This is a genomic window from Streptomyces sp. NPDC004732 (assembly GCF_040609235.1).
Taxonomy (GTDB): domain Bacteria; phylum Actinomycetota; class Actinomycetes; order Streptomycetales; family Streptomycetaceae; genus Streptomyces.
Window position 1 is genome coordinate 545,939 of sequence record NZ_JBEXJR010000001.1, and the last position, 15,000, is coordinate 560,938.

Here is a 15,000-nt window from a genome sequence, read left to right on the forward strand (position 1 = left end):
CGACAGGAGTCACGGCAGGAGTCACGGCAGGAGTCACGACACCGGACGCGAGTCCGCCCAGGCCACCTCGAACTCCTCGCGGTATGTCGCGAAAAGACCGCCCTCGCCCGGATCGCCCGACTTGACCACCCGGCTTCCGCCGCGCAGCACCAGGACCGGCGCCTCCATCCCACGGGTCCTGCGCAGGTACGACTGGACGACGCCGATGCCGTCCGCGCCGTCCCCGTCGACCAGGTAGGCGGTGAAGCGCGGCGTCTCGTCGAAGACCTGGATCTCGAAGGCGCCGGGGTCCCGCAGGCGCGCCCTGACCCGGCGCGAGTGGAGAATGTTCATCTCGACGGAGCGACTCAACTCGCCCTTTTTTATGCCCAGTTCACGCTCCCGGCGCTTGACCGCGCTGCTCGCCGGGTTGAGGAAGAGCAGCCGCACCCGGCAGCCGGACTCGGCGAGCCTGACCAGGCGGCGCCCGGAGAAGTTCTGCACGAGGAGGTTGAGGCCTATGCCGATCGCGTCCAGGCGACGGGCGCCGCCGAAGATGTCCTCGGCGGGGAACTGCCGCAGGAGCCGCACCCGGTCCGAGTGCACGGCCACCACGTCCGCGTACCGGTCACCGACCAGGTCCTCGACGGCGTCGACGGGCAGCCGCCGCGCGGAGGGCGTGTCGGTGCCCGAGCCGAGTATGTCCAGGAGCCGGGCCGAGGCGCGCTCGGCCTGGGCGAGGACCGTCTCGGAGAGGGCGCGGTTGCGGGAGACGACGTTCCGGGTGACCTCCAGCTCGTCGAGGGCCAGCTCGACGTCGCGCCGGTCGTCGAAGTACGGCTCGAAGCAGGGCCAGTGCTGCACCATGAGCTCGCGGAGCTGCGGCAGCGTCAGGAAGCTGAGGACGTTGTCGTCGGCGGGGTCGAGCAGATAGCCCTTGCGGCGGCTCACCTCGCGCACGGCGACGGCCCGCTGCACCCACTCTTGCCCGGCCGGGCCCGCCGCGGCGACGACCCAGTCGTCGGCGTGGACGGGTTCGTAGACGGGACGCAGAACAGCGGCCACGACCGCGCGCAGCCGCTGTTCCACCAGGTTCAGCCAGATGTAGGCCCGGCCCGCGCGCTGTGCGCGCGTACGGACCTCGCGCCAGGCGTCGGCATCCCAGTCCAGTTCCGGTCCGATCTGAGATCCCATCTCCATCGGCCGGGCCAGGGACACCGCTCCGGGGGGTACGTCCCCAGAGCTCCCCTCGTGACCCTCGTCACCAGGGGGCAGCTCCCGCCCGCCCGAGCTCACCCGCGCACCGCCTTCCGCTCCCGCGAACACTCCCCCGGTCAACGATCAAGGAAGGGTACTCCGGGAGCGGCGGGCGGTGCAGCCCGATGGGCAGGGTGGTTTCTCAACGACCCAGCGGAGGCTGGCCGTTCTGGTTGGCGAGGTCCTGCGGAGTGAGCGGGCTCATAGCGGTGACGTCACGCGCGGCCAGCGAGAAGCCCTGCCAGTGGACCGGCATCGGCTGCTGGTCCTCGTCGCGCGCGATGTGGTGGAAGCCGACGTGGACCCAGGTGACCGGGTGGTCCATGGCCTGGCCGTTCACCCACTTGTCGACGCTGTCCGGGGTGCCGTTGGGGCAGCCCGGGTTGTTGCTCGCGTACTGCTCGCACTTCTTGTACTGGGTGAAGTACACGTCGTGCTTGGTGAACTCGCGGCCCGCGTGCTTGGTGCTGGGACCGGGCACGATCTCGTACGACCGCGGGTGGCCGTCCTTGTTCTTGCCGGTGTTGCTGACCACGCGCCACCAGCGCATGTCCTTGCGGTCGCCCGCAAGCTCCTTGGTGACCTTGGTGCGGGTGGTCTTCGTGGTGGGGCTGCCGTCGCCGGTGGGCGGGGTGACCTTGGAGTCGTACTGCTCGACCTTGGCCTTCGGGGAGCCGTCCAAGCCGAAGTTGAGCCGCCAGAAGACGTTGTGGGCGTGGCTCTCGGCCTTGGCCTGGTCGCCCTTGCCGATCGGCCAGCCGCGGCTGTCGCCGCCGTCGTAGTCGTACGGCGAGAGGCTGCCGGTGGCGCCGACGTTGGAGGTGATGGTGCCGTCCGAGGAGAAGCGCCACTCGGTGATGTACTCGTACCAGGAGGCCTTGTTCACGGTGTACACGAGCAGGTCCTTGCCCTGGCCGGTGTAGACCTTGCCGGTGCCGCCGGTGCTCTGGTCGTCGTTGAGGCGGTAGGCGTGTCCCCGCGCGCGCGTGGTGGCGCACAGGCCCTTCACGTTGCCGCGGTGCGGGACCTTCACGGTCTTGATGGTGCCGCCGGGACACTCGCCGGGGTTGAGGTTCTGCAGGGCCTGGCCGAAGTCGGTGCCGGTGACGTCGTCGTACTCGGCCTGGCCGTCGTCGTAGGGCACGTGCACCTGGGCGAGCCGGGCGCTGGTGAGGACGGGGATCGGCTTCGGCTCGCCCTTCGGCTGGTAGCTGATCTTGTCGAGGATCAGGCCGGAGAGCGTGTTGTAGTGCCAGCACATGCGCCAGGTCGTGCCGCCGTCGACGGTCTGCTCGATCTTGTAGGCGTCACTGCAGTCGGCCGCGGCCGTGGGTGCGGCCGGGGGCGCCTGCGGGGCCGCCGATGCGGGTGCGGCGACGCCGACGGCGCCGCCGAGGAGCGCGGAGACCGCAAGGGCCATGGTGACCCTTTTGCGGGCGCGCGAAAGTCTGTTGACGTGCATTGCGGAGTGGACTCCCTCGTACGAGGAGAAGTTGGCGTGTGGTGTCGTGCGTGGGCGGCCGGGATCAGCCGAGACGGCCCACGGTGCGGGTGCTCAGGTCGACGACGAGGGACCTGGTGTCGATCCACGGGCCGCTCTTGACCTTGGTGACGACCTGCAGGCACCGGTGCTTGCCGCACGCGTCGAGGCTGGACGGCACACGCTTCACGGTCTCCTTGCGGAAGACCATGCCGCTCAGCTGAAGCTGGTCGGGGCCCGCCAGCGCCTTGCCCGTGGCGTGCTTGAAGTCCTGCTTCAGGCCCTTGCCGAGCGGGTCGGCGATCAGCAGCCGGGCGCCCTCGGCGAGCTCTTCCTGGCTCGGCGGCGGCTGCACGTTCATCGTGGTGGCCGTGTCGTCGACCTTGCCGGTCTCCAGGTTGACCGTCTTGGTGATGACGGCGTCCTTCTTGTAGTCGTAGTAGACGACTTCGGCACTTCGCTGCGGTGCGGCACCGCTGTCGCTCGGCTCCGGCTCGCTGAGGTTCGTGGACAGCAGCTGCGGCCCGCGGTCCCCCTCGACGTCCCGGGCACTGGAGCGCATCTGCCCCGACACCGAGGCCTTCTCGGCCCGCTCGATCTCCTCGTCGGTCAGCGGGTCGCTGCCGACGCCCTTCGCGCCCTCCTCGGGCGCTGCCTCCACGACGCCGTCCTTCGCGATGGCGTCCTGCTTCGCCGCGGCCGCGTTGGCCTGGCGGTCCCCCGACCCGCCCGACTCCGACCCCGGCAGATTGACGCCCACCAGCACGGCGGTCGCGGTCGCCGCGACCGCCGCGCCCGCCACCACCTTCCCCAGGTGGCGTCTGACTATCTCTCGCACTACTCCCCCTACTCCCCTGGCGCCCCATTTATGGGCATGCCGAGTATGTGGTCAGACGGTTAGACGGGTACAACTCCTGGGTGGTTGCCCCACTTTCGGGCACACTCTGGCCGAAGTGGCCCCGAGTTGAGGGGGCGTGAGTGGAAGAGTCGTATACATGCAGGTCTGGCCTGGGCAGGCGTATCCCTTAGGTGCCACGTACGACGGAGCGGGCACGAATTTCGCGGTCTTCTCCGAGGCCGCCGAGCGAGTGGAGCTGTGTCTGCTGCACGACGACGGCTCGGAGGCGGCCGTCGAACTGCGCGAGTCCGACGCGTTCGTGCGGCACGCGTACCTGCCCGGCGTCATGCCGGGACAGCGCTACGGCTTCCGGGCGCACGGCCCCTACGCACCGGAGCAGGGGCACCGCTGCAACTCGGCCAAGCTGCTGCTCGATCCGTACGCACGCGCGGTGAGCGGGCGCATCGACTGGGGCGAGGAGGTGTACGGCTACCACTTCGACGAGCCCGACACGCGCAACGACATGGACTCGGCGCCGCACATGATGACGTCGGTCGTGGTCAACCCCTACTTCGACTGGGGCGACGACCGGCCCCCGCGCACCCCGTACCACGAGACGGTGCTCTACGAGGCCCATGTGAAGGGCCTGACGATGCTGCACCCGGACCTGCCCGAGGAGCTCCGCGGCTCGTATGCGGCGCTCGGGCACCCGGCGATCATCGAGCACCTCACCGGCCTCGGCGTCACCGCGCTGGAGCTGATGCCGGTCCACCAGTTCGTGAACGACCACCGCCTGGTGGACATGGGTCTCAACAACTACTGGGGCTACAACACCATCGGCTTCTTCGCCCCGCACAACGCGTACGCCTCCTGGGGCGACCGCGGCGAGCAGGTCCTGGAGTTCAAGCAGGCCGTGAAGGCGCTCCACGAAGCGGACATCGAGGTGATCCTGGACGTCGTCTACAACCACACCGCCGAGGGCAACCACCTGGGCCCGACGCTCTCCTACAAGGGCCTCGACAACGCCTCGTACTACCGCCTCACGGACGACTCCCGCTACTACATGGACACCACGGGGACCGGCAACTCGCTCCTGATGCGCTCGCCGCACGTCCTACAGATGATCATGGACTCGCTGCGGCACTGGGTCACGGACATGCATGTGGACGGGTTCCGCTTCGACCTCGCCGCGACGCTGGCGCGCCAGTTCCACGAGGTGGACCGGCTGTCGTCCTTCTTCGACCTCGTGCAGCAGGACCCGGTGGTCAGCCAGGTGAAGCTGATCGCCGAGCCCTGGGACGTCGGCGAGGGCGGCTACCAGGTGGGCAACTTCCCGCCCCTGTGGACCGAGTGGAACGGCATGTACCGGGACACGGTGCGCGATCTGTGGCGCGGCGAGCAGCGCACCCTAGCGGAGTTCGCCTCCCGGCTCACCGGCTCCTCCGACCTCTACCAGGACGACGGGCGGCGCCCGCTGGCTTCGATCAACTTCACCACCTGCCACGACGGTTTCACGCTGCACGACCTCGTCTCGTACAACGAGAAGCGCAACGACGCCAACGGCGAGCACAACCAGGACGGCGAGAGCCACAACCGCTCCTGGAACTGCGGCGCCGAGGGCGAGACGGACGATCAGGACGTCCTGGCGCTGCGCGCGCGGCAGATGCGGAACTTCACCGCCACGCTGATGCTCTCCCAGGGCGTGCCGATGCTCAGCCACGGCGACGAGTTCGCCCGCACGCAGAGCGGCAACAACAACGCGTACTGCCAGGACAACGAACTGGCGTGGGTCCGCTGGCCGGACGGCGAGAACTCGCTCCTCGCCTTCACCCGGACGATGGCGATGCTGCGGCGTGACCACCCGGTCTTCCGCAGGCGCCGGTTCTTCCACGGCAGGCCCGTGCAGGGCACCCACGACGAACTGTCCGACATCGCCTGGTTCACCCCGGAGGGCGACGAGATGGAGCAGCCCGACTGGGACGCCTCGCAGGCGCGGGCGCTCAGCGTGTTCCTGAACGGCAACGCCATCTCGGAGCCGGGGCAGCGCGGGGAGCGGATCTCCGACGACTCGTTCCTGCTGATGTTCAACGCGTCGCCGGAGCCCATCGAGTTCGTGGTCCCGGTCAATCACGGCCGTCAGTGGCAGCTCGTGATCGACACGGCGCACGAGGACGGGGTGCCGCCGGAGCCGGGGCCGAAGGTGCGGGCGGGCGACCGGCTCACGCTGGCCGACCGGAGCCTCACGGTGCTGCAGCGTCCGGCGTGACGGCGGTGCGGGGCGGCCGGGCGGGGGTCTCCACGCGGTGCGGCTCGGGGCGATGCGGTTCGTGGCGGGCGATCAGCGCGATCACGAACGCCACCGCCGCGGCCGCGCTGCCGAGGGCGAACGCCGCCCCCGCGCCGTGCGACTCCGCGAGGCGTCCGGCCACCGCGAGCGTCACCGCCTGGCCTCCGACGAAGGCGCTCGCCGCGAACGTCATGCCCTCGGCGAGCCGCTGCTGCGGCACGGCCCGCTCGGTCAGCGCGAAGCCGGTGATGAGGTTCGGGGCGTAGATCGCGCCGAAGAAAGTCACCACTACGTAGAGGCCCATCAGGCTGTCGGTCCACACCAGGGGCAGCGACAGGAGCGCCGCGGCCGCCGTCGCCACCCGCCAGCGCGCGACCAGACCGAAGCGCTCGGGCAGCGCGGCCATCGAGAGCCCGACCACCGCGCTCATGACGCCCATCGCCGCGTACACGAGACCGGCCTGCCCCGGCCTGCCCAGCTCGTCGGTCAGCGCGGTGATGCCCGCGCCGCAGGCGCCGAGCAGCACCCCCAGGAACAGGAGCCCCACCCGCACCACATAGACGGAGCGCGGCAGCCGCGGACGTGCGCCACGCGCGCGTGCGGGATCCGCGGGGGCCGCCCTCGGGGTACGCCCCGTCGGGTGCAGCGCGAAGGCCGTGCCGCAGACGGCGACCAGGAGCGAGGCGGCGCCGAAGGCGTACGCCGGGTGGCCGGCGACGGACGCGAGGCCCACCAGGGCGGGGCCGAGCACGAAGGACAGCTCGTCCATGGTGCTCTCCAGGGACAGCACGGTGCCCGCGAGCCGGTCGTCGCCGCCCTTCGCGCGGACCAGCGGGACGACGCGGGCCCGCGCCAGGGGGCCGATCCCCGGGATCGTCGCGCCCGCGAGAGCGCCGAGGACGACGAGTCCCGGCGTGGGCAGGCCGACGACGGCGCCCAGTGTGTACGCCGCGATGGCCACGGCGTTGACGAGCGAGAAGGCGAGCACCACGGAACGCTGGCCGCGCCGGTCCGCGAGGCGCCCGACGAACGGGCCCAGGGTCACCTGGCCGAGCGCGAGCGCGCAGGCGACGATCCCGCCGGTGGCCAGCGACCCGCTGGTCTCGGTCACCAGCAGCACGCTGCCGAACTGGATCATGGCCACGGGCAGTCTGCCGAAGAACGAGACGACGGGGAGGAGCGCCCCGGTCATCCGGAGCACTGTGCGGTACGCGTCCCGTGTGTTCTCAGCCATCGTCCGACGCTAACGACACGGTGGTCCCGACACGCATGAGTCGATGACACGAAAGCCTTCCGAGCGGGTACGTACGTTCGCATGACGCGCATGACGCCGGAGCGCCCAGGGCCCGTGGTACCGCCGCCTCCCACCGCCACGTACCGGCTCCAGTTGCAGCCGGACTTCCCCTTCGCGGCCGCCGAGGCGGCCGTGCCCTACCTGGCCTCGCTCGGTGTCTCCCACCTGCACCTGTCCCCGGTGCTCGAAGCGGTCCCCGGGTCCACGCACGGCTATGACGTCGTGGACCACGCGCGCGTGCGGGACGAGCTGGGCGGCGAGGACGGGCTGCGGTCCCTGTCCCGCACCGCCCGGCAGTCCGGGCTCGGTCTGGTCGTGGACATCGTGCCGAACCACATGGCGGCGGTGCCGCGGCACAACCACGCGCTGTGGGAGGTGCTGCGCGAGGGCCCCCGGTCGCCGTACGCACGCTGGTTCGACATCGACTGGGACGCGGGCGGCGGGCGCGTCCTCATGCCCTTCCTCGGCGGCAGGCTCGGGGACGAGCTCGGGCAGCTGCGGGTCGACGGGGACGTACTGCGCTATCACGACCATGCGTTCCCGCTCCGGGACGGCACCGCGGAGCTGCCGCTGCCGGAGCTCCTGGACGCCCAGTGGTACCGCCTGTCCTGGTGGCGGCTGGCCCGCACCGAGCTCAACTACCGGCGCTTCTTCACCATTTCGGACCTCATAGGCGTGCGCGTCGAGGACCCGGAGGTGTTCGGGGCGACGCACGGGAAGATCCTGCAGCTGCTGCGCGAGGGCGTGGTCGAGGGCCTGCGGGTCGACCATCCGGACGGCCTCGCGGACCCCGGGGCGTACCTCCAGAAGCTGCACGAGGCGACCGGCGGGCGCTGGACGGTCGTCGAGAAGATCCTCGCCGACGGCGAGCGGCTGCCCGCCGCCTGGCCCGTGGCGGGCACCACCGGCTACGACGCGCTGCGCCACATCGACGGCGTCCTCGCCGACCCAGCGGGCGCCGGTGAACTCCTGGGACAGTACCGGCGGTTCGCCGCGGCGCCCGCGGACCGGGGCGGCGACTGGGACGCGACGGTGCGCCGGGCCGCGTACAAGGTCGTCACGAGCGAACTGGCCACGGAGGTGGACCGCCTCACGCGCGTGGCGGACACGGTCTGCGCGGCCGTCCCCGCACTGCGCGACCACGCGCCGTGGGCGCTGCGCACCGCGCTCAGGGAGCTGCTCGTGCGGCTCCCCGTCTACCGGCCCTACGTCTCCGGGGGCGACGCTCCCGAAGCGGTCCTCACCGTGCGCGCCGCGGACGAGGCCAGGGCGGCCTTCAGCGTGCCCGAGGAGGCCGGGGCGGTCGACGTCGTGCGGGACCTGGCGCTGGGGCGCGTACGCGTCGGGGAGGCCGGGGAGCCCGGGGCTCCCTCGGCGGTCTCCGGAGCCATCCGGGAGTTCCGCGCGCGGTTCGCGCAGACCGCGTCGGCTCTGCGCGCCAAGTCCGTCGAGGACACGGCGTTCTACCGGCACGCGCCGCTGCTCTCGGCGGCGGAGGTGGGCGGCGCCCCCGAGCGCCCCGCGGTGTCCGTGGCGGAGTTCCACGCCTACTGCGCGCGCGTGCAGCGCGACTGGCCCTACTCGGGCACGGTCCTGACGACGCACGACACCAAGCGCAGCGCGGACGTACGGGCGGGCATCTCGGTCCTGACGCAGTGTCCTGGCCGGTGGGCCGACCTCCTCGCCGAGGTCACCGAGCAGACCTCGCGCGTGGGCGGCACGGGCGCGCCCGACCCCCAACTGGCCTGGGCCGCCTGGCAGACGGCCGTCGGCTTCGGCTTCCCCTACGACCAGCGGCTGCAGAACGCCCTCATGAAGCACGTGCGCGAGGCGGGCCTGCACACGAGCTGGACCGAGCGGAACGAGGCGTACGAGAAGGCGGTGGGCGCCTTCGTGGAGGCGGGGCCGTGCGGGCCTCCGCTGTACTCGGTGGCGTCCTTCGTGCGGGAGACGGACGCCCACATACGGGCGAACGTCCTGGGGGCTGCGCTGCTGCACCTGACGATGCCCGGAGTGCCCGACCTCTACCAGGGCACGGAGGGCGAGTACCGCGCCCTGGTCGACCCGGACAACCGGCGGCCCGTCCGCTTCCAGCCGCACGTCCTGGAGCGGCTCGACTCCCAGCGGGAACGCTGGGACCTCTCGGAGGAGAAGCTGGCGCTCACGGCGACGGCGCTGCGGCTGCGCGGGCGGCGGCCCGAACTGTTCGGGGGCGCGGCGACGTACGAGCCGCTGGCCGCCGAGGGTCCCGGCGCCGCGCACTGTGTGGCGTTCGCCCGCTCCGGGGAGATCGTGGTCGCCGTGACGCGGCTGTCCCTGCGGCTCGCGGACGCGGGCGGCTGGCGCGGGACGGGGCTCGCGCTTCCGGCGGGCCGGTGGGCCGATCTGCTCGCTCCGGAGCGGGAGTTCGAGGGGCACGCGCGCGTGGCGGAGCTGTTCGCCGCGTCACCGGTGGCGCTCCTGGTGCGCGCCGCCGGGACAGGGGAGCCAGGAGAGACCGGCGAGCCAGGGGAGACCGGGGAGACCCACGCCCAGGCCGTACTTACTGAGGACGTACGAGAAGAGTCCGCGGACCACGGGTCAGCAGCCCCCGGGGAGCCGGTCTGAATCCCGGTGCCCAGCGCAGCCCCGGCAGGGCGTCGAGGAGGGCGCGCAGGCCGTACTCGGCAGTGCGGGCCGCGAGTTCGGCGCCCGGGCAGGCGTGGCGGCCCGCGCCGAAGGCGAGGCGGCCCGGGTCCGCGCGGAGGACGTCGTAGCGGTCGGGGTGGGCGAACCGGTCCGGGTCCCGGCCCGCCGCGCCGACCAGGCACGCCACGACGGTCCCCGCGGGCAGCGTCGCGCCCGCCACGGTGACCGGGCGGACGGCGCGGCGCAGCACGACGGGGGCGGGCGGGTCGCGGCGCAGGGACTCCGCCCAGGCGGCGGGGATCAGCTCGGGCCGTTCGCGGACCAGGGCCAGCTGGTGCGGGTCGTCGACGAGGTTGGCGAGGAACGAGGCGAACGCGAGCGCGGTGGCCTCTCCTCCGCCGCCGAGCAGCGAACCGACGAGACCGGACACGGCCTCGTCGGACAGCGGCCGTCCGTCGACCTCCGCGGTGCACAGCACGGAGAGCAGGTCGCTGCCGGGGCGGACCCTGCGGCGCGCCAGATGGGGGCGCAGGCAGGCGTCCAGTTCGTGGTGGTGGCCGCCGAGGTGGGTGAGACCGCCGCGGCACCACTGCTGGACGCGGGCGGTGTCTTCGTAGGGCAGGCCGAGGGCCGCGGTGACCGCGGCGGTCGGCAGCCACTGGCAGAACTCGGGGACGAGGTCGGCCTCCCGCCGGGCGGCGACGCGGCGGGCCAGGACGTAGGCAGTGCGCGATGCGCCCGCGGCCAGGGCGGCGACGGCGCGGCCCCGCAGCGCGGGCTCGACCAGGGCGCGGTGTGCGCGGTGCGTCCCGCCCTCCATGTGCGCGAGGGTCCGCCCCGGCGGCACCGCGACGAGCCCGTCCTGCGCGAGCGCCCCGCACACATCCCCGTACCGGCTCACCAGCCACGCCCCGAGCAGCTCGTCCCGCACCAGCGGAAAGCTCTCCCGCAGCACGCGGAACACGGGGTAGGGGTCCCTCGCGGCGCCGGGCGACACGAGGCTGGGCGGCGGCGCGCCGGACGGCGCACGCAGCACGCCCACGGAGCGCGTCGCGGGCCGCTCGGGCGCCGCGAGCGGCACGCGCAGGGCGAGGGGTGGTTCGGGCGGGGGTATCGGACCGTCCGGCGGGACGGGGAGGCAGCGCACCGCGGGGCTCCCACCTGTGCGTCGGCGCGGCGAGCGGCCGCGCGGGTGTGTTCAAGACGACCACCGCGCGGGCCCCGCCGCAGTCCGCGTACGCCCGTTCGAGTGAGGTCGGCCGCCGCTCCGCTCCGTCGTGCATGTCCTTGACACGTCTGGCGGGGCGTGGCGTACTTCGATTGCCTCAGTGGTGGACCGGACGGGGGGCCAACTGGCGGTGCAGCACTATCCGAGTGTCCCTGAACTCGTCTTTTCCGCGCGGCAGTTGGCAGCCCACCATCCCGACCTGATCTCCCTGCGCGAGGTGGGTGCCTCGCGCGCGGGGCGGCCGCTGCACCTGCTCTCGGTGGGGCACCGCGCCCGCGCCGTCCTCGTCGTCGCGGGCGCCCACGCCAACGAGCCGACCGGCGGTTCGACGCTGCTGCACCTCGCCGAGTGGACCCTGCGCGACCCGCGGCTGCGCAGCGACGCCTCCTGGCACTTCCTGCTCTGCGCGGACCCGGACGGCGCGAGCCTGCACCGCACGCCCGCACCCCGCACGCTCCTGGACTACCACCGCAGCTTCTTCCGCCCCGCGGGACCCGAGCAACCCGAGTGGTCGCCCTCCATCCTGCCGCCCGACCGGCTGCCGCCCGAGACCCGCGCCCTGAACGCCGTCATCGACGAGCTGCGCCCCTACTTGCAGGTGTCCCTGCACGGCACCGACCTGGGCGGCAGCTGGGTACAGCTGACGAAGGACATCCCCGGCCTCGCGGAGCCGTTCGCCAAATCGGCGGCGGAGCTGCACATACCCGTGGAGACGGGGGCGTCTGACGCCGCGGGCTGGCCGGTCTCCGGGCCGGGCGTCCACGTGCTGCCGGGGCCCGGCGCGGAAGCGGCGTACCCGAGCCTGCCCGAGGACGCCCGGCTCACCACCTGGCACCGCACCCACCGCTACGGAGGACGCACCGCGATCGTCGAGGTCCCGATGTGGGCCAGCGATCTGGTCGACGACCCGCAGCCGCACCCGGCGCCCGCGCGGGCGATGCGGGCGCTGGCGCGGCGGCTGCGAAGGGACGCACGGCTCGTCGAGGAGATCCTCGGCGAGGCGCTGCCCCGGCTGCCCGACCCCGAAGGGCCGCTGCTGCGCGCCGCGCGGTGGGCGCTCGGTCTGGTGCCCGGCCTCGCCGACGACTGGCGGCGGCTGCCGCCCGCGGGCACGTCCATGGCGTACATCGGGAGCGTCGACGCCTTCGGCAGGCGCCTGCCGCTGCGGGCCGCCGCGATGCTGCTGCGGGTCCTGGACGAGGCGGGCGACCGGGCGGCGCCGCGGCTCGACCTGCTCGTGACGGAGTGGAGCGAGGCGTTCGCCGAGCGGTTCAGGGCCCGCTGGGTGCCGCTTGAGGATCAGGTGGAGCACCAGTCGCGCACGACGGTCGCGGCCGCGTGGCACGCGCGCGTGCAGGCCGACAGCGACCGCGCGCGGGACTGAGTGCGTCCGTCGGCGGGGGTCAGTCCGTCGAGAGGCGGAACGCCATCCGGCCGAAGCTCACCGAGTCGCCGTCCTGAACGATCGCCGCACCGGTCACCCTGCGGCCGTTCACGGACGTGCCGTTCGTCGAGCCGAGGTCGCGCAGCACCCACACGCCGCCCTGCCGCCGCAGCTCGGCGTGGACCCGGGAGACCGTGTCGTGGCTCAGCCGCAGCCCGTTGGCGGGGTCGCGGCCGATCCGCAGCGGATGGCTGCTGTCGGGCGAGGGCAGCAGCAGCTTCGGCAGGCGCTCGGCCTGCCAGGCCCTGCGCAGCTTCATCGTGAACCCGGAGACCGCTCCCACACCGCCGAGCACCCTGCGCGACCAGCGGCCCTCGGTCCGCAGGTCGCCGGTGAGAGCGGCCAGTTCGTCGGGCTGCCGGGCGGCGAGCACGAGCTCCATGCGCCGCACGAACGTGTCGTGCGAGAGCCTGCCGGCGGCCGCACCCTCCTTGAGTACGTCCAGCGCTCGGTCGCGCTCCGCGTCCGTCACCCGCGCGGGGTACGTGGAGAACTCGAAAGAGGATGTCACCTGGGGATTGTCGGTCAAGCGCGGCCCGGGTGTCCAGAACGGGGGCTTCGGCACCTACCCGATCGCTTCCCGGTGGATCCCCCCACGGAACGACGGTTTCTGACGCACCATGGGACACACGAGGGGACGCACGGCGTGACGGACAGCGTGACGGACAGCGGACGAGGGAGAACCGTCGGTGAAGTTCGAAGTGTGGGCACCGGAGGCCGAGCGGGTCGTGCTGGAGTGCGCGGGGGCCACGCGCGCGTTGGAGCGCGACGGGGACCGCGCGGGGTGGTGGGCGGGGGAAGCGGCGGCCGAGGACGGCACCCGTTACGGCTTCTCGGTGGACGGGGGCCCGGTCCTGCCCGACCCGCGCTCGCGCCGCCAGCCGGAGGGGCCCGACGGGCTCAGCGCCGTCGTCGACCACGACCGGTTCGCGTGGGGCACGCCCTGGGCGGGACGCGGCGTGCGGGAGGCGGTCCTGTACGAGCTGCACGTGGGGACGTACACGCGCGAGGGCACGCTGGACGCGGCGGCGGGCCGCCTCGGGCACCTCGCCGAACTCGGCGTCACGCACGTGGAGCTGATGCCGCTGTGCCCCTTCCCCGGGCGGCACGGCTGGGGGTACGAGGGGGTGTCGCTGTGGGCGGTGCACGAGCCGTACGGCGGACCCCAGGCGCTGAAACGATTTGTCGACGCGGCGCACGCGCATGGCCTCGGGGTCGTCCTCGACGTCGTGCACAACCACCTCGGCCCGTCCGGCAACCACCTGCCCGCGTTCGGGCCCTACTTCACCGAGACGCACCAGACGCCCTGGGGCGCGGCGGTCAGTCTGGACGCGCCCGGCTCGGACGAGGTGCGCGCGTACCTGATCGGCAGCGCCCTGGCCTGGCTGCGCGACTACCGCGTCGACGGCCTCCGCCTCGACGCGGTGCACGCGCTGCGCGACACGCGCGCGTGCCACTTCCTGGAGGAACTCTCCGTGGCCGTGGACTCCTTGGCCGCCGAGCTCGGCAGGCCGCTGTCCCTGATCGCCGAGTCGGACCTGGGCGACCCGCGGCTCGTCACCCCGCGCGCGCGGGGCGGGCTCGGTCTGCAGGCGCAGTGGAACGACGACTTCCACCATGCGCTGCACACCGCGCTCACCGGCGAGTCGCAGGGCTACTACGAGGACTTCGCGCACGCCCCGCTGGCCGCGCTCGCCAAGACGCTGACGCACGGGTTCTTCCACGACGGGACGTACTCGACGTTCCGCGGCCGCGCCCACGGACGCCCCGTGGACCGCGCGCGGACTCCCGCGTACCGCTTCCTGGGCTATGCGCAGACCCACGACCAGATCGGCAACCGCGCACAGGGGGACAGACTCTCGGCCGCCCTCTCCCCCGGCCTGCTCGCCTGCGCGGCGGCGCTCACCCTGACCAGCCCGTTCACGCCGATGCTGTTCATGGGCGAGGAGTGGGGCGCCACGACGCCCTGGCAGTTCTTCACCGACCACACGGACCCCGATCTCGCCGAGGCCGTGCGCCGGGGCAGGCGCAGGGAGTTCGCTGCCCACGGGTGGGCCGAGGAGGACATCCCCGACCCGCAGGACCACGGGACCCGCGACCGGTCGTGCCTGGACTGGTCCGAGTCCGCGGAAGGCCACCACGCGCGGCTGCTCGCCTGGCACCGGGAACTGATCGCCCTGCGGCGCGCCCGCGGCGACCTGACCGACCCCGACCTGTCGGCGGTGCGGGTCGCCTACGACGAGGGGGCCCGCTGGTTCGCGTTCCGGCGCGGGGACCTGCGGATCGCCGTGAACCTCGGCAAGGAGCCCGTCACCGTGCCGCTGGACGGGCGCCACGCGCGCGTGCTCGCCGCCTGGGAGCCGGTCGACGCGCCCGGCGCGGACGGGGTGGTGCGCCTGCCCGCCGAATCGTGCGTGATCCTGGCCACCGCGTAACCTCGGGGGCCACCTAGGGACTGTGTCGGAAGTCCCGTCGTTCGCCCGGAGGGCGGGTCCCGCGGCGTCCGGTGCGTGCGATCGCAAGGCGGAGGGTCGCCCCGATACTGGTTGTATCGGGGTGTCCCGA

General features: G+C 73.0%; 10 protein-coding genes. 4 read left to right on the plus strand and 6 right to left on the minus strand.

Features of this window, described 5'->3' with window-relative positions; translation table 11 throughout:
- Window positions 1–33: 33 nt before the first annotated feature.
- The 3 genes from ABZV77_RS02290 to ABZV77_RS02300 form a co-directional block, all read right to left on the minus strand.
- Window positions 34–1,275 carry an SAV2148 family HEPN domain-containing protein gene (locus ABZV77_RS02290; RefSeq protein ID WP_356249361.1) on the minus strand — a complete coding sequence of 414 codons (1,242 nt, stop codon included), beginning with the start codon at window positions 1,273–1,275 and terminating at the stop codon, window positions 34–36.
- Window positions 1,276–1,378: 103 nt separating this feature from the next.
- A complete protein-coding gene (locus ABZV77_RS02295; RefSeq protein WP_356249363.1) occupies window positions 1,379–2,698 on the minus strand; it encodes a copper amine oxidase in 1,320 nt (439 codons plus the stop codon).
- 64 nt (window positions 2,699–2,762) lie between these two features.
- Entirely contained in the window at window positions 2,763–3,554 is a 792-nt protein-coding gene (locus tag ABZV77_RS02300) for a Tat pathway signal sequence domain protein (protein WP_356249365.1), read from the minus strand.
- A 157-nt stretch (window positions 3,555–3,711) separates the two neighbouring features.
- Here ABZV77_RS02300 and glgX point away from each other — a divergent pair, with 157 nt between their 5' ends.
- Complete coding sequence (glgX, locus tag ABZV77_RS02305; protein ID WP_356249367.1) at window positions 3,712–5,820, plus strand: glycogen debranching protein GlgX; 2,109 nt, start codon at window positions 3,712–3,714, stop codon at window positions 5,818–5,820.
- On the opposite strand, the gene ABZV77_RS02310 is transcribed toward glgX, so the two are convergent.
- Complete coding sequence (locus ABZV77_RS02310) at window positions 5,795–7,075, minus strand: MFS transporter (protein ID WP_356249369.1); 1,281 nt, start codon at window positions 7,073–7,075, stop codon at window positions 5,795–5,797. The genes glgX and ABZV77_RS02310 overlap by 26 nt on opposite strands.
- A 90-nt stretch (window positions 7,076–7,165) precedes the next feature.
- Here ABZV77_RS02310 and treY point away from each other — a divergent pair, with 90 nt between their 5' ends.
- Window positions 7,166–9,742 (plus strand): malto-oligosyltrehalose synthase, encoded by a 2,577-nt coding sequence (gene treY, locus ABZV77_RS02315; protein WP_356250150.1) that lies wholly within the window; start codon window positions 7,166–7,168, stop codon window positions 9,740–9,742.
- Here treY and ABZV77_RS02320 read toward each other — a convergent pair.
- Entirely contained in the window at window positions 9,678–10,910 is a 1,233-nt protein-coding gene (locus tag ABZV77_RS02320; RefSeq protein ID WP_356249371.1) for a cytochrome P450, read from the minus strand. The two genes, treY and ABZV77_RS02320, sit on opposite strands and share 65 nt — an antisense overlap.
- A gap of 181 nt (window positions 10,911–11,091) precedes the next feature.
- Here ABZV77_RS02320 and ABZV77_RS02325 point away from each other — a divergent pair, with 181 nt between their 5' ends.
- Window positions 11,092–12,375: a M14 family zinc carboxypeptidase gene (locus ABZV77_RS02325; protein ID WP_356249373.1), complete on the plus strand. Its 1,284-nt coding sequence runs from the start codon at window positions 11,092–11,094 to the stop codon at window positions 12,373–12,375.
- A 19-nt stretch (window positions 12,376–12,394) separates the two neighbouring features.
- Here the strand turns inward: ABZV77_RS02325 and ABZV77_RS02330 are convergent, their stop codons facing one another.
- Window positions 12,395–12,946: a DUF1707 and FHA domain-containing protein gene (locus tag ABZV77_RS02330; protein WP_356249375.1), complete on the minus strand. Its 552-nt coding sequence runs from the start codon at window positions 12,944–12,946 to the stop codon at window positions 12,395–12,397.
- 178 nt (window positions 12,947–13,124) lie between these two features.
- Here ABZV77_RS02330 and treZ point away from each other — a divergent pair, with 178 nt between their 5' ends.
- Entirely contained in the window at window positions 13,125–14,870 is a 1,746-nt protein-coding gene (gene treZ / locus ABZV77_RS02335) for a malto-oligosyltrehalose trehalohydrolase (protein ID WP_356249377.1), read from the plus strand.
- Window positions 14,871–15,000: the final 130 nt, after the last annotated feature.